At 70.9% G+C, this 24,113-nt stretch carries 20 protein-coding genes and 1 pseudogene; 12 read left to right on the top strand and 9 right to left on the bottom strand.

The annotated features are described in order from the left end of the window. The first annotated feature begins 94 nt into the window (after positions 1–94). From J2Y46_RS06710 to J2Y46_RS06735, 6 genes are all read left to right on the top strand, one after another. Complete coding sequence (locus J2Y46_RS06710) at positions 95–955, top strand: sulfurtransferase (RefSeq protein WP_045301294.1); 861 nt, start codon at positions 95–97, stop codon at positions 953–955. After that, on the top strand, positions 952–1,569 hold the full coding sequence (gene msuE / locus J2Y46_RS06715; protein WP_045301296.1) for an FMN reductase: 618 nt from the start codon (positions 952–954) through the stop codon (positions 1,567–1,569). Before J2Y46_RS06710 ends, msuE begins: the two co-directional genes overlap by 4 nt. A gap of 159 nt (positions 1,570–1,728) precedes the next feature. Next, entirely contained in the window at positions 1,729–2,733 is a 1,005-nt protein-coding gene (locus tag J2Y46_RS06720; protein WP_310241211.1) for a pyridoxal-phosphate dependent enzyme, read from the top strand. Next, a complete protein-coding gene (locus tag J2Y46_RS06725) occupies positions 2,730–3,890 on the top strand; it encodes a cystathionine gamma-synthase (protein ID WP_045301299.1) in 1,161 nt (386 codons plus the stop codon). Before J2Y46_RS06720 ends, J2Y46_RS06725 begins: the two co-directional genes overlap by 4 nt. A 25-nt stretch (positions 3,891–3,915) precedes the next feature. Further along, positions 3,916–5,961, top strand: a complete 2,046-nt coding sequence (locus tag J2Y46_RS06730; RefSeq protein ID WP_310241214.1) for an NAD(P)-binding protein — start codon at positions 3,916–3,918, stop codon at positions 5,959–5,961. A 182-nt stretch (positions 5,962–6,143) separates the two neighbouring features. Continuing rightward, the gene (locus J2Y46_RS06735) at positions 6,144–7,709 is read left to right on the top strand and encodes an SLC13 family permease (protein WP_310241216.1); all 1,566 of its coding nucleotides are present in this window, start codon (positions 6,144–6,146) and stop codon (positions 7,707–7,709) included. Between the two features lie 178 nt (positions 7,710–7,887). Here J2Y46_RS06735 and J2Y46_RS06740 read toward each other — a convergent pair whose 3' ends face one another. After that, positions 7,888–8,919: an SDR family NAD(P)-dependent oxidoreductase gene (locus J2Y46_RS06740; protein WP_045301649.1), complete on the bottom strand. Its 1,032-nt coding sequence runs from the start codon at positions 8,917–8,919 to the stop codon at positions 7,888–7,890. Between the two features lie 105 nt (positions 8,920–9,024). Between J2Y46_RS06740 and J2Y46_RS06745 the strand changes: the two genes are divergently transcribed. Next, positions 9,025–9,600, top strand: a complete 576-nt coding sequence (locus J2Y46_RS06745; protein ID WP_310241219.1) for a helix-turn-helix domain-containing protein — start codon at positions 9,025–9,027, stop codon at positions 9,598–9,600. A gap of 41 nt (positions 9,601–9,641) precedes the next feature. Next, entirely contained in the window at positions 9,642–9,962 is a 321-nt protein-coding gene (locus J2Y46_RS06750; RefSeq protein ID WP_045301304.1) for a hypothetical protein, read from the top strand. 147 nt (positions 9,963–10,109) lie between these two features. Here J2Y46_RS06750 and J2Y46_RS06755 read toward each other — a convergent pair. From J2Y46_RS06755 to J2Y46_RS06765, 3 genes and pseudogenes are all read right to left on the bottom strand, one after another. Beyond that, a pseudogene (locus J2Y46_RS06755) lies at positions 10,110–10,418 on the bottom strand (hypothetical protein); the annotation flags it as partial. A gap of 22 nt (positions 10,419–10,440) precedes the next feature. Continuing rightward, a complete protein-coding gene (locus J2Y46_RS06760; RefSeq protein ID WP_045301306.1) occupies positions 10,441–11,862 on the bottom strand; it encodes an aspartate aminotransferase family protein in 1,422 nt (473 codons plus the stop codon). A 106-nt stretch (positions 11,863–11,968) separates the two neighbouring features. Next, positions 11,969–12,967, bottom strand: coding sequence for a LacI family DNA-binding transcriptional regulator (locus J2Y46_RS06765; protein WP_310241221.1), 999 nt, complete (start codon positions 12,965–12,967; stop codon positions 11,969–11,971). A gap of 75 nt (positions 12,968–13,042) precedes the next feature. Here J2Y46_RS06765 and J2Y46_RS06770 point away from each other — a divergent pair, with 75 nt between their 5' ends. The 3 genes from J2Y46_RS06770 to J2Y46_RS06780 are packed head-to-tail and all read left to right on the top strand — an operon-like array spanning position 13,043 to position 16,022. Then, a complete protein-coding gene (locus tag J2Y46_RS06770; protein WP_045301311.1) occupies positions 13,043–14,257 on the top strand; it encodes a Gfo/Idh/MocA family protein in 1,215 nt (404 codons plus the stop codon). After that, the gene (locus J2Y46_RS06775) at positions 14,254–14,946 is read left to right on the top strand and encodes a ThuA domain-containing protein (RefSeq protein WP_045301313.1); all 693 of its coding nucleotides are present in this window, start codon (positions 14,254–14,256) and stop codon (positions 14,944–14,946) included. Before J2Y46_RS06770 ends, J2Y46_RS06775 begins: the two co-directional genes overlap by 4 nt. Then, complete coding sequence (locus J2Y46_RS06780) at positions 14,943–16,022, top strand: Gfo/Idh/MocA family oxidoreductase (protein ID WP_310241222.1); 1,080 nt, start codon at positions 14,943–14,945, stop codon at positions 16,020–16,022. Before J2Y46_RS06775 ends, J2Y46_RS06780 begins: the two co-directional genes overlap by 4 nt. A 194-nt stretch (positions 16,023–16,216) precedes the next feature. Here the strand turns inward: J2Y46_RS06780 and J2Y46_RS06785 are convergent, their stop codons facing one another. From J2Y46_RS06785 to J2Y46_RS06800, 4 genes are read right to left on the bottom strand one after another with little or no spacing between them, the layout of a single operon-like run. Next, positions 16,217–18,514 (bottom strand): glycoside hydrolase family 3 N-terminal domain-containing protein, encoded by a 2,298-nt coding sequence (locus tag J2Y46_RS06785; RefSeq protein ID WP_310241224.1) that lies wholly within the window; start codon positions 18,512–18,514, stop codon positions 16,217–16,219. After that, a complete protein-coding gene (locus J2Y46_RS06790; protein ID WP_310242321.1) occupies positions 18,511–19,326 on the bottom strand; it encodes a carbohydrate ABC transporter permease in 816 nt (271 codons plus the stop codon). The genes J2Y46_RS06785 and J2Y46_RS06790 overlap by 4 nt, the downstream gene beginning before the upstream one ends. A gap of 53 nt (positions 19,327–19,379) precedes the next feature. Beyond that, positions 19,380–20,405, bottom strand: a complete 1,026-nt coding sequence (locus J2Y46_RS06795) for a sugar ABC transporter permease (protein WP_310241226.1) — start codon at positions 20,403–20,405, stop codon at positions 19,380–19,382. Between the two features lie 11 nt (positions 20,406–20,416). Next, entirely contained in the window at positions 20,417–21,703 is a 1,287-nt protein-coding gene (locus J2Y46_RS06800; protein ID WP_045301321.1) for an ABC transporter substrate-binding protein, read from the bottom strand. Positions 21,704–21,875: 172 nt separating this feature from the next. Between J2Y46_RS06800 and J2Y46_RS06805 the strand changes: the two genes are divergently transcribed. Then, the gene (locus J2Y46_RS06805) at positions 21,876–22,871 is read left to right on the top strand and encodes a LacI family DNA-binding transcriptional regulator (RefSeq protein ID WP_045301322.1); all 996 of its coding nucleotides are present in this window, start codon (positions 21,876–21,878) and stop codon (positions 22,869–22,871) included. 4 nt (positions 22,872–22,875) lie between these two features. On the opposite strand, the gene J2Y46_RS06810 is transcribed toward J2Y46_RS06805, so the two are convergent. Continuing rightward, positions 22,876–24,045 carry an ROK family transcriptional regulator gene (locus J2Y46_RS06810; RefSeq protein ID WP_045301324.1) on the bottom strand — a complete coding sequence of 390 codons (1,170 nt, stop codon included), beginning with the start codon at positions 24,043–24,045 and terminating at the stop codon, positions 22,876–22,878. Positions 24,046–24,113: the final 68 nt, after the last annotated feature.

Below are 24,113 nucleotides of genomic sequence, written 5' to 3' on the forward strand. Positions count from 1 at the left end.
GACACATGACTGCGTGTGACGCCCCGTGTCGTCGTGTCGCGGCGTGTGTCGTCACAACATCCCGCGCGGTCTGCGGCCGGGCGAGCATGACCTCATGCCTTCCCCGATCATCTCGCCGACAGAGCTCGCTGATCTCATCCGCAACGGAACCCCGCCGCGGATCCTCGACGTGCGCTGGCGGCTCGACCAGCCCGAGGGTCGGCCGGCGTACCTCGACGGGCACCTGCCCGGTGCGGTCTACGTCGACCTCGACCACGAACTGGCTCGCCGCGGCGATCCGCGCGAGGGACGCCACCCGCTGCCGCCGCGCGCGCAGCTCGAGGCCGCTGCTCGGCGGTGGGGCATCCGGGGCGGCGACACCGTCGTCGCGTACGACGACGTGCACTCGGTCGCCGCGGCACGCGCGTGGTGGGTGCTGACGCGATCCGGGCTCGCCGACGTGCGCGTGCTCGACGGCGGCCTGCGCGGCTGGCTCGCCGAGCGGCTTCCGCTCGAGACGGGCGACGTGCTGCCTCGACCGCCCGGGGACGTCGTGCTCGACGAGATCACCGAGGGCGTCGCCGACATCGACGGCGTGGAGGAATGGCCCGACCACGGCCTGCTCCTCGACGTGCGCGCACCCGAGCGGTACCGCGGCGACGCCGAGCCCCTCGATCCGGTCGGCGGGCACATCCCGGGCGCGGTCAACCTTCCGACGACGGTGCACCTCACCGCGGGCAAGTTCCGTTCGCCCGACGAGATCCGTGCCGAGTTCGCGGCCGCGGGCGTCGTCGACGGCGTCTCGGTCGCGGCGTACTGCGGCTCCGGCATCGCGGCGACCCACACGGCCCTCGCCGGCGCCCTCGCCGGCATCGACGTCGTGGTCTACCCCGGCTCGTGGAGCCAGTGGTCGCGTTCGCGCGGCAGGCTCGCGGCCGTCGGCCCCGCGCCGTCGCTGGACGTGGTGCCGGTATGACCGAGGTGCTGCGGGAAGCACCCGCCATCCAGACCATCGCCGACCGCCCGCTGCGGGTGGTCGGGGTGTCGGGCTCGCTCCACGAGCCGAGCCGCACCACCGCGCTCGTGCGCACGATCCTCGCGTCGGTCGCGCAGCGCATCCCGGCGCAGACGGAGCTCGTCGAGGTCGCCGCGCTGGGCGCGGGCTTCGCCGGTGCGCTGAAGCGCGAGGACGTCGCCCCCGAGGTCGAGACCGCGCTGCGGGCGATCGAGTCCGCCGACCTGCTCGTCGTGGCGAGCCCCGTGTACCGGGCCTCCTTCACGGGGCTGTTCAAGCACCTGTTCGACTTCGTCGGCCAATACGACCTCGTCGGGACGCCGGTGCTTCTGGCAGCCACCGGAGGCGGCGAGCGGCACGCGCTCATCATCGAGCATCAGCTGCGGCCGCTGTTCGGCTTCTTCCAGGCGCTGACCCTGCCGATCGGCGTCTACGCGTCGAACAGCGACTTCGTCGACTATGAGCTGACATCGCCCGAGGTGGCGCGCCGCGTCGTGCAGGCCGTCGACCGTTCCCTGCCTCTCGTCGAGCAGGCCGCGCTCGTGCGGCGATCGGAGTATGTCGCGACCTGGTGATCTGCTTGTTCTCGACGTGATGCCGCCCAGCGCATAGACTGGCGCCCGTGTTGACCTGTCGGTGTTGTCGCCCCTGCTGTTGAAGCTCCCGCTTCACGCAGACCTCAGCGACCCCGACAACTCTCCGTGCACCCGCGCGGCAACACTCCAGGACACAACGTGCGTTACGCCCAGAGCGTGGCCGACCTCGTCGGCGACACCCCCCTCGTCCAGCTGACCCGTGTCACCGACGGCATCGCCGCGACGGTGCTCGCGAAGGTCGAGTACTTCAACCCCGGCGGCTCCGCCAAGGACCGCATCGCCCGCCGCATCATCGACGCCGCCGAGCGTGACGGCCTGCTGGGGCCCGGCGGCACGATCGTCGAGCCCACGAGCGGCAACACCGGTGTCGGTCTCGCACTGGTCGCCGTGCAGCGCGGCTATCGGATGGTCTTCGTTGTCCCCGACAAGTTCGCCGGCGCCAAGGTCGACGTGCTCAAGGCCTATGGCGCCGAGGTCGTCGTGACCGAGACGAGCGTGCCGCCGGAGGACCCGCGCTCGTACTACAGCGTGGCCGACCGTCTCGTGCGCGAGATCCCCGGGGCGTTCAAGCCGAACCAGTTCGCGAATTCGAACGGGCCGCTCAGCCACTACGAGACCACCGGGCCCGAGATCTGGCGCGACACCGACGGACGCGTGACCCACTTCGTCGCGGGCATCGGCACCGGCGGCACGATCACGGGTACCGGCCGCTTTCTGCACGAGGTGTCGAACTCGGCGGTGCGGGTCGTCGGCGCCGACCCCGAGGGTTCGATCTACTCCGGGGGGCCGCTGCACGGCTATCTCGTCGAGGGCGTCGGCGAGGACTTCTGGCCCGAGAGCTACGACCCGTCGGTGCCCGACGAGATCCACCGCATCCCCGACGCCGAGTCCTTCGAGATGACGCGCCGGCTCGCCCGCGAGGAAGGCCTCCTCGTCGGGGGATCGAGCGGCATGGCGGTCGTCGCCGCCCTGCGCACCGCCCGGGATCTGCCGGCGGACGCCGTCGTCGTGGTGCTGCTGCCCGACCACGGCCGCGGCTATCTCAACCGGTTCTACGACGACGACTGGATGCGCGACCACGGCTTCGACGTCGGCCCGGGCCCCGCAGCATCCGTCACCCCCACCGAAGGAGCACCCGAATGACCGAGCCCACGAGCGACCGCGGCTTCGAGACCCGGGCGGTGCACGCCGGGCAGGCCTTCGACCCGACGACGGGTGCGGTGATCCCGCCGGTGCACTTCTCGACGACGTACGCGCAGGACGGCATCGGCGGCCTCCGCGAGGGGTACGAGTACGGACGCAGCGGCAACCCGACGCGCACGGCGCTCGAGACGCAACTCGCGGCCCTCGAAGGCGGTGCGCACGCGCTGTCGTTCGCCTCGGGCCTCGCCGCGGAGGACGCGCTGCTGCGCGCCGCGCTGAAGCCCGGCGACGAGGTGCTGCTCGGCAGCGACGTGTACGGCGGCACCTACCGCCTCATCGCGCGTGTGCTGGGCGGGTGGGGGATCGGGATCCGGGTCGTCGACATGAGCGACCTCGACGCCGTGCGGGCGGCGCTCGAGGAGCGGCCTGCCCGCATCGTGTGGGTCGAGACCCCCAGCAACCCGCTGCTGCGCATCACCGACATCGCAGGGCTCGCGAAGCTCGGGCACGACGCCGGTGCGCTCGTCGTCGTCGACAACACGTTCGCGTCGCCTGCGCTGCAGCAGCCGCTCGCGCTCGGCGCCGACGTCGTCGTGCACTCGACGACCAAGTACCTCGGCGGGCACTCCGACGTCGTCGGCGGCGCCCTCGTGCTGGGCGACGACGCGCTGTACGGCGAGGTGAAGTTCCTGCAGTTCGCGGTCGGCGCGGTCTCGGGCCCGCTCGATGCGTGGCTCACGACCCGCGGGATCAAGACGCTGGCCCTGCGCATGCAGCGGCACAGCGAGAACGCGCAGGAGATCGCCGAGTTCCTGTCCGGCCACGGAGCGATCGCGCGCGTCTACTACCCCGGTCTCGCGTCGCACCCGGGGCACGAGCTCGCCGCACGGCAGATGAGCCGGTTCGGCGGCATCGTCTCGGTGGCGCTCGCGGATGCCGCGGCCGCACGCCGCTTCGCCGAGTCGACCCGCCTCTTCCAGCTGGCCGAGTCGCTGGGCGGTGTCGAGTCGCTCATGAACTACCCCGACGAGATGACGCACGCGTCGGTGCGCGGCACCGAGCTCGCCGTCCCGCCGGAGGTCGTGCGCCTGTCGGTCGGCATCGAATCGGCACCGGATCTCCTCGCCGACCTCGACCAGGCCCTCTCGGCGCTCTGACGAAGGCGCACGTAGGCTCGGGGACATGACCGCGAGCCCCGGCATCCGTTCGTCCGTCCTCGGGGAACCGCTGCGGATCGGCAGTGTCACGGCGGCGAACCGGATCATGCAGACGGCGCATTCGAAGCAGTACTCCGACCGCGTCGAGTCCGACCGCGAGACCGCCTACTACGTGCGCCGCGCGCGGGGCGGGTGCGGGCTGTTCGTCGCCGGCAACCACTTCGTGCACCCCACCGGATCGATTCGCGGGTTCGAGGACGCGTACCGGCCCGAGGGCGTCGCGGCGTCGAGGAGCATGACGGATGCCGTGCACGAAGCCGGCGCGAAGATCTTCGTGCAGCTGAACCACCATGGGGCGCAGGCGCAGCCCGACGGGCCCGACGGCCCGCGGACCGTCTATGCGCCGTCGCGGCTCATCTCTCCGTCGACGGGCCACGCGACCCGGGCGATGGACCACGCCGACATCGCCTCGTTCGTCGAGAGCTGGGCACTGTCGGCCGAGCACGCGCGCGACGGCGGGTTCGACGGCGTCGAGATCCACATGGCCCACGGCTACCTGCTGCACCAGTTCCTCTCGCCGCTGTACAACGCCAGGCAGGACGAATACGGCGGCGACCTCGACGGCCGGACTCGATTCCCGCGCGAGGTGCTGCGAGCCGTGCGCGCGCGGGTGGGCGACGACTTCACCGTGGGCATCCGCATCGTCGCGAACGAGTTCCACGCTGACGGGATCGACGGGGCAGGCATGCGCGAAGTCATCGCGCGCCTCCGGCAGGAGGCCCGCATCGACTTCCTCGACCTCGCCGCCGGCGGCTACCACAACGTGCACTACGTCTTCCCGTCCTCACCCATGCCGTACGCCTGGCTGCGCGACGACGTCGCCGCCGTCAAGGCCGCGAACCCCGACGTGCCCGTCTTCGGCGTCGGCGCCGCCCGCTCGGTCGAGGAGGCCGAAGACGTCGTCGCCTCCGGCATCGCCGACATGGTCGCCCTCACGCGCGCGCAGATCGCCGACCCCGATCTCGGTCGCAAGCTCCTCGGACTCGCACCCGTCGACACGGGGGAGCGCGGCATCCGTCATTGCATCCGTCTGAATCAGGGCTGCCTCGGCCGCGGCAGCCGCGGACTCGCCATGTCGTGCACCGTGAATCCGCTCGCCGGTCGCGAACTCGAGCGCGGCGAACGGCCGCGCACGGCGTCGCCGCAGCGGTGGGTCGTCGTGGGCGGGGGCCCTTCGGGCATGCGCGCCGCCGTCGAGCTCGCGACCGATGGGCACGCGGTCACTCTGCTGGAGCGGACGCATCAGCTCGGCGGACAGCTGCGCCTCGCCCGGCGGGTTCCGGGGCGGGAGAGCGTGGGTCTGCTGGTCGACGATCTCGAGCGCGACCTCGGGGCCGCCGGCGTCGACGTGCGGCTCGGCGTCGAGGCGACGACCCAGACGCTGCGCGGACTCGGGGCCGCCGACGGCATCGTCGTCGCCACGGGCGCTGTCGCCCCGGCCACGACCTCGCTCTCGCTCGGCGGGGCGTACACCGGCGGATTCCCCGCCGAGGGCACGATCGACGCATTCGCCGCCGTGTCGGGGGCGCGCCTCGGCCGGCGGATCGCGGTGGTGGATGCCGACGGCACGGCGTACGCCGCCGGCATCGTGCTGACCCTGCTCGAACGGGTCGACGAGCTCGAGCTGATCACACCCTTCGAGACCGTGTTCCCGCACATCGGCGCCGGGTACGACCGGCCGCTGCTGCTCGAGCGCCTCGGCGCGCACGGCGGGTTCCGCCGGGTCGTCGCGCACCGCGTCGAGCGCCTCGAGCCGGGCGCCGTGACCGTGCGCGACACGCTCACCGGGGTCGCGGACGTGATCTCCGGCGTCGACGCCGTCGTCGCGGTCGAGCCGCGCGCGTCGGTCGGGGTCACCGGCCTCGCGACGGACACCGCGGCCGCAGCATCCGGATCCACTCGTGTCGTGGTGATCGGTGACGCGTTCGCGCCCCGCAGCATCGACGCCGGGATCTTCGAGGCCGTCGAGCTCGCCTACGACGTCGCCGGGCTCGCAACCCTCCGCGGCTGAGGTCCGCGCGCCCGGGGAGCAGCATCCGTCCCTTCCCGTTCGACAGGTCAACCGGGGTTCCGCAGGAGCCCTCCCTCGCAGACGCCCCTGTCGAGGCCCGGTTGACCTGTCGAAGCCGCCTTGGACACGGGCCCAGAGGCCCAACCCCAAACCGCCGGAGAAGCGGTGGCTACGCTGGGCGGGTGGACCCCGTCACCGCAACGCTCGTCATCCTCGTGCTCGCGGTGATCGCGTTCGTGAGCAACCGCGTGCCGATCGGCATCGTCGCGATCGGCGTCGCGCTGGCGCTCTTCTTCACCGGCGTGCTGACGCTCCCGCAGGCGCTCGCGGGCTTCGGCGACCCGACGGTGCTCTTCATCGCGGCGCTCTTCGTCGTGAGCGAGGCGCTCGACGCGACGGGCGTCACCGCGTGGGCGGGCCAGAAGGTCATCGGCCGCGCCGGCACGAAGCGGACGACCCTGCTGGTCGTGATCGCGCTGCTCGTGGCCGGACTCACCGCCCTCATCAGCATCAACGGGGCGGTCGCCGCACTGCTGCCGCTCGTGGTGGTCGTCGCCGCCCGCTCGGGCATCGCCTCGTCGAAGCTCCTCATGCCGCTCGCGTTCGCGGCATCCGCCGGGTCGCTGCTGCTGCTCACCGGCACGCCGGTCAACATCATCGTGTCGGAGTTCGCCGCGTCGGCGGGCGGACGCGAGTTCGGGTACTTCGAGTTCGCGCTGGTCGGCATCCCGGTCCTCCTCGGAACCGTCGCGATCCTCCTCGTCGGCGGCGGTCTCGTGCCAGATCGCAAGGGCGCCCTCATGCCGCTCGATCTCGTGCGGCATGCGCGTCTGCTCCGTCAGCAGTACTCGCTCACCCTCGACACCGGTATGCTGCTCGGCCCTGAAACCGGCATCACGGAGGTGGTCGTGGCCCCGCGGTCGCCGCTCATCGGCAAGCGCGTGTGCGCGGGCATGACCACTCCCGACGGCGACCTGGTGGTGCTCGCGGCGCGTCGCGGCGACGAGCACCTCAAGGGCACCGAGTTCGTCGTGCAGGCCGGGGATTCGCTGCTGCTGCAGGGTGCGTGGGACGATCTGTCGCGAAAGACGAGCCAGCCGGGCGTGCTCGCCGTTGACGACCCCGCGCAGCTGCGCCGGTCGGTCCCGCTCGGCAAGGGCGCGAAGCGCGCGATCGGCATCCTGCTGGCGATGATCCTGCTGCTCGCGACGGGCCTGGTCCCGCCCGCGGTGGCGGCGCTGCTGGCCGCGTGCGCTCTGGTCCTCACCCGCACGGTCACCGTGAAGCAGGCGTACCACTCGATCTCGTGGACCACCGTCGTGCTCATCGCCGGCATGATCCCGCTGTCGACGGCGTTCATCAGCACCGGCACGGCGGACCTCGTGGCGGACTGGATGCTGTCGTTCCTCGGCGACGCCGGGCCACACGTCGCCCTGCTCGCCCTGTGCGGGCTGACGGTGGTGCTGGGCCAGCTCATCAGCAACACCGCGACGGTGCTCATCGTCGCCCCCATCGCGATCTCGGTCGCGCAGTCGCTCGACCTCTCGGTTCAGCCGTTCATGATGGCGCTCACCGTCGCCGGTGCGGCCGCGTTCCTGACCCCGATCGCGACGCCCGCGAACCTCATGGTGATGGAGCCGGCCGGCTACCGCTTCGGCGACTACTGGAGGCTCGGCCTGCCGCTGGCGCTGTTCTTCCTCGTGGTGGCGGTCTGGTACGTGCCACTCGTCTGGCCGTTCCAGCCGTAGCGCCGCCCGCTCTGGCGCTTCGCTGCGGATCGTGGCGTCGGTGGCACCGCTCCGGCGACTCGCCAGAGAACACGGGCCGTCGGGTACGGGTGTCGGCGACTCGAAGGAGTGCCTGGGGCGACGCAGCGACGCCCTGGCGGACCGGAGGGTCGTGTCCGCCAGGGCGTCGCGGGTCGGGTCAGGCGGCCGACCAGCCGCCGTCGCTCGCGAGGTTCTGGCCGTTGACGTTGACGCCGTCATCGCTCAGCAGGAACGTGATCGATGCGGCGAGGCGGTCGGCGGCGACGGGCGGCGTCATGACCGCCATGCCGGCGCGCACGCGGTCGGCGCCGAGCGGCGAGTTGAACTTCGCCTCGATGTTGGTGATCACCGCACCGGGCGCGACCGCGTTCACGCGGATGCCGCTCGGGCCGTACATGAATGCGCTCGACTTGGTGAGGCCCACGACCGCGTGCTTCGACGCGGTGTAGGCGGCACCGGCGGAGGAACCGCGAAGGGATGCCTCGGACGAGGTGTTCACGATCGAGCCGCCGCCCTGCGCGAGCATGGCCGGGATGACTGCGCGCATCAGCTTCATCGTGCCCGTGACGTTCACGCGGAAGACGCGATCCCAGACCGCGTCGGTGACGTCGCCGACCGGGGTCATGTCGTCCATGATGCCGGCGATGTTCGCGAGGGCGTCGATCCGGTCGCCGGCCGCCTCGATGATGCGGGCCACGCCCTCGTCGTCGGTGATGTCGGCCGTGAGGGCCACGACGTCGGCACCGGTGTGCGCCGCGACGAACTCGTCGAGACGATCCTGGCTGACGTCGACGGCGATCACGCGACCGCCCTCGCGCGCGACGCGCGATGCGGTGGCGCGGCCGATGCCGGAGCCGGCGCCGGTGACGATGACCGTCTGGCCGGTGAAGCGGCCGGCGGTGACCTTCTCGGCCCACTCGGACTTCGGGGTCTCGGCGGCGGCGTCGGATTCCGCGGGGACGCCGTCGGGGTTGACCTGCGCGACGAGCGCGTCGAGGGCGGCCTGCGGGAAGGCACCGCCGCTCATCGCGACGAGGTTGCTGATCGGGAGGCCGGCGATGGGTGCGAGAGCCTCCGCGGTCTGGCCGCCCTGGGCGAGCAGGCCCCGCAGTGCGGCGCCGCCGGCGGGGTCGTCGAGCCAGGTCTGGATGGTGGATGCTCCGGTCAGGGGAGCGGTGATGGTGCTCATGTTCTGTCCCTTCTTCATGCAGTTCAGCGGGGCTGCGGGTCCGGGGATGAGGATCCTTCGGGGCGGCTCCTACCGGACAACTGTGTCCGGTACTAGGCTACACCCGTGCCGAGCACCGCATCCCCCCGTGCGCTCCCTCGCCAGAACCGAGGCCCCGCCGCAGCCGCCGACAACCGCAAGGCGTTGATCGCTGCTGCCCGCGAGGTCTACGCCGAAGGAGGGCTTCAAGCCCCCTTCAGTGCCGTCGCCAAGCGCGCCGGAGTCGGGCAAGGAAGCCTGTACCGTCATTTCCCCGACCGCACCGCCCTCGCCGTCGCCGTCTTCGAGGACAACGTGCGCGACCTCGAGGAGTACACCGCGCCGCCCGATCGAACGATCGACGATCTGCTCGATCGCGTGGTCGATCAGGCGGTCGTGTCGACGGCGTTCATCGAGCTGATCACCGCAGATCTCTCCGACCGCCGGGTCGCGTCGCTGGGTGCGCGATTCCAGGCGCTCGTGGAGCGTCTCGTCGCGCGTGACCGGGCCACCGGGCGCATCGGATCGCATATCGAGACCGAGGACGTGACCCTTGCGACCGGGATGCTGGCGACCGAGCTCGCCCGCGCCGATCCCGCGCTGCGGCCGGCTGTCGCGCGCCGGGCGCGAGGGCTGTTCGCGGCGGCATTCGCGCCGCGCTGATCGGGCATCGCGCCGCGGTGATCCGGCACTAGGCTCCTGGCATGGGCCGGTTCATCTACGACACCAACGCCAACTCGGTCGACATCGACGACCGAACGCTGGCGCATCTTCGCATCGTGATGATGAACAAGCTGCGCCGCTCCGAGCCGTTCATGTTCGACGTCGAGATCGGTGACGGCAGCGGCCGGAGAAGCTTCTGGATCCACCCTTCGGTGCCGATCCAGTTCCACTTCTTCGGCAGCCGTCAGCCGCGCATCAACCGCACCTGGATCGAGCAGCTGATGCTTGCGGCGAGTGGGCCGTCAGGCCTCACGATCCTGCCAGAGCCCGCGGAGGACGAGACACCGCCGGCGGAGGGCTGAGCCCTACCCGTCCCCGTCTGGGTCGTCGGCGTCGTCGGGGGTCACTTCCGTGCCGCCGACGGTGAGGCGCTCGACGTCGAGGTGATCGACGTCCACGTTGCCGAGCGTCACGTCGGGGGCGCCTTCCGCACCCTGCAGCACGTCGACCGGGCCGGTGTCGAAGTGCTCGGCGACGAGCATGATGCCACCGGTCGAGCTGGCCGAGTTCGCGAGCTCCTCGATCCAGGCTCGACTGAGCTCGGTGGGCTCGGGGTCGTCGAAGACGAATCGCAGCGGGATCGACGGGTGGATCCAGATCGTGCTGCGACCGCGCGGCTGGTCGTCGGGATGCCTCCACGACACCGTGAAGCTCTCATCGCGCCGGAGCTTTGTCGCGATCACGACCTTCAGGTGCGCGAGTGCGCGGTCCTCGATGTGGATCGGCATCGCGCCGCCGCCGTAGTAGATCGTGCCCACGCGCCTACCATAGCCCCCGTCGTCAGAGTCGCGTCCACGCCTCTGTGAGGACGCTGCGGAGGATCTGCTCGATCTCGTCGAACTCCTTCGGCCCGATCGTCAGGGGCGGGGCGAGCTGGATGACCGGGTCGCCGCGGTCGTCGGCGCGGCAGTAGAGCCCGGCGTCGAACAGCGCCTTCGACAGGAACCCGCGCAGCAGCCGCTCGGACTCGTCGTCGTCGAAGGTCTCCTTCGTCGCCTTGTCCTTCACCAGCTCGATGCCGAAGAAGTACCCGTCGCCGCGCACATCGCCGACGATCGGCAGATCGGTGAGCTTCTCGAGGGTCGAGCGGAACAGCGGCGAGTTCTCGCGCACGTGCTCGTTGAGGCCCTCCTCCTCGAAGATGTCGAGGTTCTCGAGCGCGACGGCGGCCGAGACCGGGTGACCTCCGAAGGTGTAGCCGTGGTAGAACGCGCGGTCGCCGTGGGCGAACGGCTCGTAGATCCTGTCGCTCACGATGGTGGCGCCGATCGGCGAGTAGCCGCTGGTCATGGCCTTGGCGCACGTGATCATGTCGGGGACGTAGCCGTAGGCGTCGCACGCGAACATGTGGCCGATGCGGCCGAAGGCGCAGATCACCTCGTCCGACACGAGCAGCACGTCGTACTTGTCGCAGATCTGGCGCACCCGCTGGAAGTATCCGGGAGGCGGCGGGAAGCAGCCGCCGGAGTTCTGCACGGGCTCGAGGAAGACGGCGGCGACGGTGTCGGGCCCTTCGAAGAGGATCATCTCCTCGATGCGGTCGGCGGCCCAGACGCCGAACTCCTCGAGGCTGCCGGACGGCGCACCCATGTCGTCGGCTCGGTAGAAGTTGGTGTTGGGCACGCGGAAGCCGCCCGGGGTCACCGGCTCGAACATCGACTTCATGGCCGGGATGCCGGTGATCGCGAGCGCACCCTGGGGCGTGCCGTGATAGGCCACCGAGCGCGAGATCACCTTGTGCTTGGTCGGCTGACCCTGGATCTTCCAGTAGTACTTGGCGAGCTTGAACGCGGTCTCGACGGCCTCGCCGCCGCCGGTGGAGAAGAACACCTTGTTGAGGTCGCCGGGCGCGTAGTCGGCGAGGCGGTCGGCGAGCTCGATCGCGGCGGGGTGCGCGTACGACCAGATCGGGAAGAAGGCGAGCTGCTCGGCCTGCTTCGCTGCGACCTCGGCGAGGCGCTTGCGGCCGTGGCCCGCGGCGACGACGAACAGGCCGGCGAGGCCGTCGATGTACTGCTTGCCCCGCGAGTCCCAGATGTGGTGGCCTTCGCCCTTGACGATGATCGGGACCCCCGGTCCGTCGGTCATCACCGACTGGCGGGCGAAGTGCATCCACAGGTGGTCCTTGGCCATCTGCTGCAGCTCCGCTTCACTCCTCGCGGGGCGGTTGGTGCGGGCCTGGGATTCGGTCGTGATCGACATGTGGAGCCTTCCGTCAGACTGGTCCCACGCTACTCGCGTGCCCCGTGCGCCGACATGCGACGTTTCGTCCGGTTCGGATGCCGCGGCCACCGGTCCGTCCGGATCGTCAGGTCGAGCCGCGCTCGATGAGCTGCGTGGGCAGGACGATCGGCGACGGCGGCAGGGGAGCGCCGGCCGCAGCCTGGGCGAGGGCGGTCACGGCGGCCGCGGCCATCTCGCGGATCGGCTGACGCACCGTCGTGAGGGGCGGTGTCAGCCACCGCGCCCCGCGCAGGTCGTCGAAACCCACGACGAGGACGTCGTCGGGGATGCGGCGCCCGGTCGCCGCGGCCGCGGCGTACACGCCGGCCGCCATTTCGTCGGTGCAGGCGAAGACGCCCAGCCGTTCGCCGGCATGCAGGCCGTGCAACAGGGGGAGTGCCGCCTCGCGCGCCGCCGCGCCGCCCCAGTCCGCCTGCACCGCGACGAGGTCGGCGTCGGGGGCGGCCAGGCGCAGCCCCTCGCGGAAGCCCGCGTTCCGCGCGCGGCCGTACCGGTACGGCGGCGAGCCGAGCACGATCGCGAACCTCGTCGCGCCGCGCTCGGCGAGGTGGGTCGCCGCCGCGAACGCGCCGTCGCGGTCCGTCGTGCGCACGCTGGTGAGCCCGCGGGAGGTCTCGGCCTGCGGATCCATCAGCACGACCGGGATCTCCGCATCGGTGATCGCGGCCAGTTGCGATGCCGTCGGCGAGATGAGCCCGAGCACGACACCCGCCGAGCCGCGTCGGCGGATGCGCATCGGCCAGTCATCGTCGGGGGTGTCGCGTTCCTCGGTGAGCACGAGGTCATAGCCCGCGGCGGCGGCGGCGCTGCGCGCGCCGGCGGTCACCTCGTCGGAGTAGGCGTTGTGATACGAGCCCAGCACGAGGTCGAGGAGGCGCGCGGCGCCGGCGGGGCGCCCACCGGCCGCGGGATCGCGGGTGTACCCCAGCACACGCGCCGCGGCCAGCACACGGCGCCGCGTGGCGGGCGCGAGGTCGCCGCGGCCCGACAACGCCCTCGACGCCGTGCCGACGCTCACCCCGGCCTCGGCCGCGACATCGTCGAGAGTCACTCGGGCAGGCACCCGACCAGTTTTGCGCAAGATCCTCGACCGATGCCAGCGCCGATGGCATCGTCGGTTCCGGAAAGGGCCACAACGATGACGACGACGACATCTCCGCTGCGGATCGCGCTGATCGGCACCGGCTTCATGGGCCGGATGCACACGCAGGCCTGGCGCACCGCGCCGCACTTCTTCGACCTTCCGCTCGCGCCGCGGCCGGCGCTGCTCGTCGGCCATCGCGCCGACGCCACGGCCGAGGCCGCCGCGCGCTGGGAGTGGCCCGAACACGGCGTCGACTGGCGCGAAGCCGTCGAGAGCGACGACATCGACGCGATCGACATCTGCACCCCCGGCGACACCCACGCCGAGATCGCGCTCGCCGCCCTCGCCGCCGGCAAGCACGTCCTGTGCGAGAAGCCCCTCGCGAACTCGGTCGCCGAAGCGCAGGAGATGACGGATGCCGCGGCCGCGGCATCTGCTCAGTCCGGCACGGTCGCGATGTGCGGCTTCAGCTACCGCCGCACACCGGCGCTCGCGCTCGCCCGCCGGCTCATCGAGGAGGGGCGCATCGGCGAGATCCGGCACGTGCGCGCGCAGTATCTGCAGGACTGGCTGAGCGACCCCGACTCGCCCCACACCTGGCGGCTCGACCGGGATCGCGCGGGCTCCGGCGCCCTCGGCGACATCGGCGCGCACAGCATCGACACCGCGCAATGGCTCGCCGGTCAGCACATCGAGGCGGTGTCGGCCACGATGCGCACGTTCGTCACGTCTCGGCCCCGGCGCTCGGCGGTCGAGGGGCTCGGCGGTGTCGCGGCCGACACGTCCGACCGGCTGCCGGTGACCGTCGACGACGCCGCGGCGTTCACCGCGCGCTTCGACGGCGGTGCGCTCGGCGTCTTCGAGGCCACGAGGATGGCGACCGGCCGCCGCAACGCCAACCGCGTCGAGATCAACGGCGACCGCGGCGCGATCGCGTTCGACTTCGAGCGCATGAACGAGCTCGAGGTGTACGACGCCGCTGCCGATGCCGCGCAGGGCTTCCGGCGCGTGCAGGTGACCGAGGCGCAGCATCCGTATGCCGGAGCGTGGTGGCCCGCCGGGCACGGACTCGGCTACGAGCACCTGTTCGCGCACCAGGTCGTCGACTTCGTGCGCGCGGTCGCCGGCGAGATCCCCGTGTCGCCGAGCTTCGCCGACGCCACCCAGGTCCAGCGGGTGCTCGCCGCCGTCGAGCAGAGCGCCGCGCGCGACAGCATCCTCACGCCGGTGGCATCCGCCGGCGTCGACCCCGAAGGGACTACCGCATGACCCGCACCGCCCTCGTCGTCCGCGGCGGATGGGAAGGCCACCATCCGATCGAGGCGACCGACCTCTTCCTGCCGTTCCTCCGCTCCAGCGGCTTCGACGTGACCGTCGAAGACGACCCCCAGGTCTACGCCGACGCCGACCGCATGGCCGCCACCGACCTCGTGCTGCAGTCCATGACGATGTCGCAGGCGTCGCACGAGGCGATCCGGGGCCTCCGCGACGCCGTCGCCGCGGGCACCGGCCTCGCCGGCTGGCACGGCGGCATCGCCGACTCGTTCCGTGCGAGCTCCGACTACCTGCAGCTCGTGGGCGGCCAGTTCGCGACGCACCCGTCGAAGCGCCCCGACGAGGTGCACGGCGACCAGACCGACAACTACCTCGACCACACCGTCGAGATCACCGACCTCGGCCGCACGCATGACATCACGGCCGGCATCGACGACTTCGCGCTCACCACCGAGCAGTACTGGGTGCTGCACGACGACCTCATCGATGTGCTGGCGACGACGACGCACCCGGTGCAGCCGTACCACCCGTGGCACCGCCCGATCACCTCGCCCGCGGTGTGGACGCGGGACTGGGGGCAGGGCCGGGTCTTCGTCTCGACGCCGGGGCACAGCCTCGACGTGCTGCAGGACGCGAACGTCCGCACCATCATCGAACGGGGGATGCTGTGGGCCGCGCGGTGACCGACATCGGGGTCGTCGGGCTCGGCGTCATCTCCCGCCAGTACCTCGACACCCTGCTTCCGGCATCGAGCGTGCGCATCGCTGCCGTGGCCGACCTCGACACGGCACGGGCCGCGGCCGTGGCGGAGGGGATCCCCGGCTGCCGCGCGCTCACGACCGCCGAGCTGCTCGAGGATCGCAGCATCCGTGCCGTCCTCAACCTCACGATCCCCGCCGCGCACGCCGAGGTCGCGCTCGCCGCCATCGCGCACGGCAAGGACGTGTACGGCGAGAAGCCGCTCGCGGCGACCTTCGCGGACGCTGCGCGGATCACGGATGCCGCGGCCGCCGCGGGCGTCCGCGTCGGAGGCGCGCCCGACACGGTGCTCGGCACCGGCGTGCAGACCGCGCGGGCCGCGATCGACGGCGGGCGCATCGGCCGGCCCGTGTCGGCGTCGGCGATGTGGGTCTCGGCGGGCCACGAGTCGTGGCATCCGCAGCCCGACTTCTACTATCGCGAAGGCGGCGGGCCGCTGCTGGACATGGGGCCGTACTACGTGACGTCGCTCGTGCAGCTGCTCGGACCGGTGACCGCGGTGTCGGGTGCCGCCTCGCGCTCGCGGGACGAGCGCGTGATCGGCTCGGGCCCGCGTGCGGGGGAGAGCATTCCGGTCGAGGTCGACACGCATCTCACCGGCATCCTCCATCACGCCTCGGGTGCGATCTCGACCGTCACGATGAGCTTCGACGGCGTCCGCTCGACGGCGGCGCCCATCGAGGTGCACGGCGTCGACGGGTCGCTCCTCGTGCCCGACCCGAACAACTTCGCCGGCGACGTGCAGCTGCACCCGCGCGGCGGTTCGTGGGAGACGCTCGAGCCGTCCGCCGGGTACGCCGACTCCGGGCGCGGCATCGGGCTGCTGGACCTGGTCGCGGGCGAGGGCCGTGCGAGCGGGGCGATGGCCCTTCACGTGCTCGAGATCATGACGGCGCTCGCCGCGTCCGCGGCCTCGGGTGTGCGCGAGTCCCTGCGCTCCACGGTCGAGCGTCCTGCGCTCGTGCCGTTGACACCCGCCGAGGCATGGCGGAGCCTCTGAGGCCGAACCTGCGCGGCGGGTCGCGGCATCCGTCCTCCTCCCTGCGTGCTTCAACAGGTCAACCGGGGTTCTGCAGGAGCGAAGTGCGAGGTTTCGTCCTGTGGAGGGCCGGTTGACCTGTCGAGCGGGGGCGGATTGCGGACGTCAACCCAGACGAAGTGCCCCGAGTGCTGCACGCACTCGGGGCACTTCTTTCAACGGGGGTCGGGGACCAGGGCCGCGACCGCAGCCGTCGCCATTCGAGGCGCATCGGCCGTCATCGCGTGCACGGGTCCGACGAGCTCGATCCGGGTCTCGGTGTCGCGTTCGGCGCACGATCCTCCGACCCACAGGTCGACGGCACCGGGCTCGACGATCCGGCGGCCGTCCCGTCCGGTGAACGCCAGCCGCGAGGTCGGCACCGAGAACGTGACGGTCGCCGACTCGCCGGGGGCCAGGGAGACCCGCTGGTAGGCCAGCAGCTGTGCGACGGGGCGGGTGACCGAGCCGACGATGTCCCGGGCGTAGAGCTGCACGACATCGGTGCCTGCGCGATCGCCCACGTTCGACAGCCGCACCTGCGCGGTGATCGTGCCGTCGGTGGCGGCATCCGAAGCCGTGAGGTCCTCTCGGGTGAACGAGGTGTATGTCAGCCCGAAGCCGAACGGCCTCGCCGGGGTGTTGTCGGCGCTCGTGATGTCGGTCGGACCCCCCAGCCTGGGGTGCAGATACGTGTACGGCTGCGCTCCTGCGGACCGGGGCAGCGAGACAGGCAGCCGGCCGGACGGCTCGGCGGCGCCGGAGACGATCCGCGCGATCGCGGGACCGCCCTCCTCTCCGGGGAAGAACGCCTGCAGCACCGCTGCGGCAGCGGTGCGGCCGTCGAGCATCCATCCGATCGCGTACGGGCGTCCCGAGACGATCACCACGACGGTCGGGGTGCCCGTGGCGACCACGGCCTCGACGAGCCGGCGCTGCACACCGGGAAGCTCCAGATCGTCCACGTCGTTGCCCTCGCCGACCGTGCCCCGTCCGAACAGACCGGCGCGATCGCCCACGACCACGACCGCGACCTCGGCGTCAGCCGCCGCGCGGGCGGCGGCCTCGATGCCGCGCTCATCATCGCCTTCGACGTCGCAGCCCCGCTCGAGCACGATGTCCGCGTCACGGAACTCCGCGCGCAGCGACTCCGCGACCGTCGGGATCTCGAAGCCCAAGGGCGTGCCGGGGTGGTGCGCCAGCACATGGTTGGCGAACGAGTAGCAGCCCATGAGCGACTCCGCGGCGTCGGCGTTGGGGCCGATCAGTGCGATGCGGCGCGGCGCCGCCAGCGGAAGCACGCCGTCGTTGCCGAGGAGGACGACCGACTCCTCGGCCGTCCTGCGCGCGAGGTCGCGAAGCTCCAGGCCGTCGAGCTCCACCTGCGTCGGCGGCGACGAGAAGTCCTCGTCGAGCAGGCCCAGCTCCTCCTTCTGCGAGAGCACGCGGAGCACCGCGCGGTCCACATCGGCCCGTCCCTGAGCGCTCGAGTCGAGCAGCGACCGCAGGGGCTCGACGAACGCGTCGCCCGTCGGCAGCTCGATGTCGATCCCCGCCCGCAGCGCCAGCAGCGCCGCCTCGCCGAGATCGGCCGCGACTCCGTGCAGCGCGTGGAGGAAAGCGACCGAGAAGTAGTCGGCCACGACGGTGCCGTCGAATCCCCACTCGTCGCGCAGGAGCGCGGTGAGAAGCTCGGGGCTCGAGGCGACGGGAACGCCGTCGATCTCGGCGTACGAGTTCATGACAGACCGCACCCCGCCGTCGCGGACCGCCATCTCGAACGGCGGGAGCATGACGTCCTGCAGCCGGCGGCGCCCCATGTGCACGGGGGCGTGGTTGCGGCCGGCCTGCGACGCGGAGTAGCCGGCGAAATGCTTCAGCGTGGCGTGGACACCGGCCGATTGCAGTCCCTTGACGTACGCGGTGCCGATCGTGCCGACGACGTACGGGTCCTCCGAGATGCATTCGTCGACACGACCCCATCGCGGGTCCATGATCACGTCGAGCACCGGCGCGAGGCCCTGATGGATTCCGAGCTCGGCCATCGAGCGGCCGATCGCCGCCCCGAGCTGCTCGGTGAGCTCGGGGTCGAAGGCGGCGCCCCAGGCGAGCGGCGTCGGGAAGGTGGCCGCCTTCCACGCGGCGAGCCCCGTGAGGCACTCCTCGTGCACGATCGCGGGGATCCCGAGGCGGGTCTGCTCGCGCAGTCGACGCTGCTCCCCCCAGAGCCACTCGGCGCGGGCGACCGGGTCCACCGGCCGCGTGCCGTAGACGCGGGTGAGGTGCCCGATGCCGTTCGCGGTGGCATCCTCGTACCGCGTCGATGTGATCATCTCGCCGGCCATCGGCGCGACGACCTCGTCCCCCTGGTCGACCCAGTACCCGACGAGCTGTGCGAGCTTCTCGTCGAGGGTCATCTGCGCGTGCAGCGCGAGCACGCGCTCCGAGACGGCGCGAAGTCCGTTGTCGCTCATCCCTTGACCGCTCCTGTCAGGCCGCCGACGATCCGCCGCTCGAAGAGGCTGAAGAACGCCAGCGCGGGGATCATCGACAGCGAGGTGAACGCCAGCACCTTGGCGGTGTCGACGGAGTACTGCGAAGAGAACGCCTGCACGCCGAGAGGGAGCGTGAAGTTCGCGTTGTCATTGAGAAGGAAGAGCGGCAGGAGATAGCTGTTCCAGCTGCCGATGAACGCGAGGATGCCCACCGTGATGACTCCCGGGACGGCCAGTGGAAGCACCATCCGCCAGAAGAAGCCCAGACGACTGCAGCCGTCGATGAATGCTGCCTCCTCGATCTCATCGGGGATCGCACGCAGGAACGGCACGAGGATGATGATCGTCGTCGGCAGTGCGAACGCGATCTGGGGCAGGATGACGCCGCCGAGGGAATTGATGAGCCCCATGTCGCGCACGACGATGTAGAGGGGCGTGATGGCGACGGTGATCGGGAACATGAGTCCCGCCGCGAACAGTGCGTACATCGCACCCCGGCCCCGGAACCGGTATCGTGCGAGCACGTAGCTCGCCATGAGGCCCAGCGCGATGACGCCCGCCGTCGTGGCGATGGCGACGACAGCGGAGTTGAGCACCTGCTGCCAGAACACGCCGCCGGTCAGCACGTCGATGTAGTTCTTCCACACCCACGGGTCGGGGAGGCCGCCGGGGTCCGTCGTGATCTGGGAGTTCGTGCGGAATCCGCCGAGGATGATGTAAACGACGGGCCCGAGCATCAAAGCGATGACCACGAGCGCGACGAACCACACGGCCGGCGTCGCACGTCGCATGCGCTGGCGCCGTGGCGGAGGCAACTCCAGGGTCGCCAGTGCGGCGGCGGAGGTCATTCGGGGTTCCTTTCGGTGAGCGCGCCGGCGGTGTCGCGGCGCAGCACGAAGCGCTGGTAGACGAGGGCGACGACGAGGGAGATGAGGAACATGACGACCGCGACCGCATTGCCGTAGCCGAAGTTCCCGGCGTTGCGGCCGTTGGCCACCATGTATGTCGCCATCGTGGAGGTGCCCGCGACGGGAGCGACGTACTGGCCCCAGATGATGTAGACCAGGTCGAAGAGCTGCAGTGCGCCGATGATCGACAGGAACGCCCAGATGCGCAGGGTCGGCCCGAGCAGCGGGATCGTGATGCGCCGCTGGATCTGCCAGTAGGTCGCGCCGTCGATGGCGGCCGCCTCGTACAGCTCGTCGGGGATGCCCTGGAGCCCCGCGAGGAACAGGATGACGGCGAAGCCGACGTACTTCCAGGTGAGGATCGCGACGAGGGTCCAGATCGCGATGTTCGGATCGGAGAGCCAGTCGTGGGCCAAGCCCGAGAGCCCCCACTTCTCCAGCACACCGTTCAGGCCGCCGTTGGTCGCCAGCAGCAGGCTGAAGCCGGTGCCCACGACGACCTCCGCGATCACGTAGGGCACGAAGATGAGCACGCGTATGACGGACTGCCCGCGCATCTTTCGGTTCAGCAGGAGCGCCAGGAGCAGGGCGATCGGTCCTTGGATGAGGATCGACGTGACGACGATGAACGCGTTGTGACCGAGTGCTTCCTGGAAGTCCGGGTCGGTGAGGATCGTGACGTAGTTCTTCAGTCCGATGAAGTCGGTCGCCGGCCCGTAGCCGTGCCAGTTGAAGAAGCCGTAGTAGGCCGCCATGATCACGGGGAAGATGACGAACCCGATGAAGACGAGCATCGCCGGCCCGGCCAGAATTGCGACCTCCAGACGGCCCGACCAGCCGAGTCCTCGGGATCGGCGGCGCTGCGACGCCGAGGGCGGCGGTGTGACGCCGCCGCCCCCGGAACGCTGCGCGAGATCCGTCTCCGGGCGATCGTCCGTCTTCGGGGTCTCGCTTGTCTGCATGGGAGTTCTTCCTAGCCCTTCGCCCCGGCCTTGTTGGCCTCGTCGATCATCTGCTGCGGGGTGCTCTGTCCGGCGAGCATCGAGACGACGGCGACGTTGAGCGCGTTGCCGACGTTCTGCCCGAGCACCGTGTCGAGCCACTGCGAGACGAACGGGGCCGCGTTGTAGGCCTCGAGGATCTGCTTCAGGTAGGGCTCGGTGACCTCGGCCTGTGCGGCCTGGTTCACGGGGGGCGAGTTGAACGCCTTGTAGTACGCGGTCTGCTGGTCGTTCGACGCGACGAAGTTGAGGAAGTCGACGCACTCCTTGGGTGCCTTCGCGGAGCACGAGTAGCCGTCGACGCCGCCCATCATCGATCCGGGCTCGCCCTTGCCGCCGGAAACCTCCGGGAAGGGGTACCACGCCAGATCTGCAAGCGGCTTCTCGTCCGGCGTCAGCGAGGCGATCACGCCCGGGTCCCACGCGCCCATCAGCTCGCCGCCCGCCTGGTGGTTGGCGACGAGGCCGGCCGAGCTCCCGGCGCCCTGCTGTGCGGACGTGGTGAGGAAGCCGTCGTTGAACGGCTCCGTGGCAGCGAAGTCGGCGAGGTCCTCCGCGGCCTTCAGCCAGCACGGGTCGCTGAAGTCCTTCGAGTCGCCGGTCTCCTCGACCGTCTTCGGGGCGCACTCCCGGAGCGCGAACCAGTAGAACCAGTGCGCAGCCGGCCAGGCATCCTTGGCGCCGAGGGCGAGCGGCGCCACCCCGGTCGCCTTCAGCTTGTCGTTGGCCGCGACGAGCTCGTCGATCGTGGTCGGGTTCTCGGTGACGCCCGCTGCGGTGTACAGGTCCTGGCTGTAGAAGATGCCGCCCGGCAGCACCGACAGGGGCATCGCCCACACCTTGTCCTGGTAGGTCTCGGCCTTGAACGAGCCCTCCGAGATGTTCTCCTTCGCCTCGCCCTCGATCTTCCCGGTCAGGTCCATCAGCTGGCCTGCCTGGACCATCGCGGCCATCTTGCCGCCGCCACGCTGCAGGAAGATGTCCGGCGGGTCGCCCGCATTGAGCGAGGTCTGCAGCTTGCCGTCCATGTCCTCGTTCTGGATCGACTGCATCTTGATCGTGACGCCGGGGTTCTCCTTCTCGAACGCGGCGATGGCGTCCTTCCAGAACTGCTGGCCCGGGCCTGTCGTCGAGTTCTGCCACAGCGTCATCTCGACGCTGCCATCGCTGCTGTCGCCGCCGCCGGCACTGCAGCCGGCGAGCGCGAGTGCGCCGATGATGAGTGCTGCGGAACCCGCGAGGATTCTCTTGCGCATCATGTGATTCCCGTCTCTTCTTCGAGGGGCACCTCTGCTGCGAGGTGCTGGTGGTCGACGCGATCGGGTCGCGTACCGCCCGGCGTGCAGACCGGGCGAGAAAAGTGTGCGTTGGCAACAAATATCTTGTCAAACGTTTTCAATAACGGTTTCGAGGCCGTTATGATTTCGAGACATGACCCGTCGTCCCACGATCACCGACGTCGCCGCCGCCGCCGGCGTCTCGGTCGCAACCGTCTCGAAGGCGGTGAACGGGCGCTACGGAGTGGCAAGCGAGACGGTGGACAAGGTTCTCGCCGTCGTGGCCGAGCTCGGGTACGAGTCGAGCCTCATCGCCAGCAGCATGCGATCGCGCAAGACGGGTGTGATCGGCGTGCTCGTCGCGGACTTCGAGCCCTTCAGCGCCGAGATCCTCAAGGGCGTCGGCGAGGCGCTGCGTGACTCGCGGTACGACCTGCTCGCCTACTCGGGCTCGCACGGCGCCGCGGAGGGGTGGGAGCGACGGTCGCTCTCACGACTGAGCGGGACCCTCATCGACGGTGCGATCATGGTCACCCCGACCGTGGTGAACGTCGGCGCGGAAGTGCCGGTCGTCGCCATCGACCCTCACACGGGTCCCGCCGACCTGCCGACCGTCGAATGCGACAGCTTCGGTGGTGCGCTCCTGGCCACGCGATACCTCATCGAACTCGGACACACGCGCATCGGCTTCATCGCGGGTCGCCGCGACCTGCGCTCGTCGATCGCCCGCGATGCCGGCTATCGACGCGCATTGGCCGACGCCGGCATCCCGCTGGATCCGGCCCTCGTGGGCTCCGGAAGCTACCAGCAGGACGCCGTGCGCCTCGCCGCGCTGGAGATGCTCCGCCGCCCTGATCGGCCGACCGCGGTCTTCGCCGCGAACGACATCTCGGGCCTAGAGATCGTCAGGGTCGCCTCGGAGCTCGGCCTCGACGTCCCGCGCGACCTCTCGGTGATCGGATTCGACGACGTCCCCGAGGCGTCCAAGGCGACGCCCGCCCTGTCGACGGTGCGCCAGCCCATGCAGGTGCTCGGTGCCGAGGCGGCCCGAATGCTCCTCGAACTCATGGATGGGAAGACGCCGCCCGTCACGCACGTGAAACTGCCGACTCGTCTGGTGCCGCGAGACACGACCGCGCCGCCCGCGTGAGGCCTCAGTCCCGCGCGACACCGCCGGGGTCCCGGAGCAGGTCGCCGAAGGCGGCCTCGGCGGCGCCGATCAGCAGCCGATCCTCGGCGAGGGATGCCACGCGGATGCTGAGGTCCTCGGCGTTCGCCGACATGGTCTGCTCCCGCACGAGCGCCCCCAGCCCGGGCACGTCGACGGCGGCGATCGTCGCGAGGAAGCCGCCGAGCACCACCACCGCGGGATTGAGCGCGTTGACGGCGTTGGCCAGCGCCGTCGAGAGGATGCGGCGCTGCCGCGCGACCTCCTCGGCTGCGCCGGCACCCGCGGCGGTCAGCGCCGCCGCGAGCGACGGTTCATCCGCCGCGTGAAGGCCGACAGCTGCGAGAAGCCGCGCTCTGCTGACCTCGTCCTCGAGCACGCCGTCGTCGGCGCGACGGTCGGCGGCCGAGGCGATGCCGGGGCGGTTCTGCCCGAACTCGCCGGTGTAGCCGCCGGCGCCGAGCAGCGGCATCCCGTGCACGATGAGTCCGCCACCGATGCCGCTGGCGCCGCCGTTGAGGTACACGACGTCATCGAAGCCGGCCGCGGCGCCGAAGAGGTGCTCGGCGATCGCGCCGAGTGCCGCGTCGTTGCCGACCACCGTCGGCAGGCCGGTGGCGTCGGCGACGAGATCGCGAAGGGGCGCATCCGTCCAGCGCAGGTGCGGCGCGTTGCGGACGAGTCCGTCGGCTGCCCGTACCAGCCCTGGCACGGCGAGTCCGACGCCGACGATGTGCGCGTCGGCGAGCTCGCCCGCCCGCCACGCCTCGACACGTTCGGCGATGAGCCGTGCCGTCTCGTCCGGAGACAGCAAGTGGTCGAGCTCGATGCGTTCACGGACCGGGATGCCGCGGTCCAGTCCCACGGCGGCGATCGTGAGGGCGTCGACCTCCGGGTTCGCTGTGATCGCCATCACGCGTGCATCGGCGGCGACGACCGGCGATGGGCGGCCGACGCGCCGGGACGGGTCGGGCGCCCGCTCGACGACGAGTCCCTCGCGCACGAGCTCGGCGACGAGGTCGGCGATCGTCGACCGGTTGAGGCCCGTGGACTCGGTGAGTCGGGCCCGGGAGAGCGGGCCCTCGAGGTGCACCAGGCGCAGCAGCCGTGCCAGATTGCGCTGGCGCACGCCCTCGGCGGCCGTTGGATCGCTCACCGTCTCACTGTAGGGGGCGTCGAAGCGGCGCTTCGAGATTTGTTGCGTGCGGCTTCAAACCGGTGGTA

It is taken from the genome of Microbacterium sp. BE35 (assembly GCF_031457705.1).
Taxonomy (GTDB): Bacteria; Actinomycetota; Actinomycetes; order Actinomycetales; family Microbacteriaceae; genus Microbacterium; species Microbacterium trichothecenolyticum.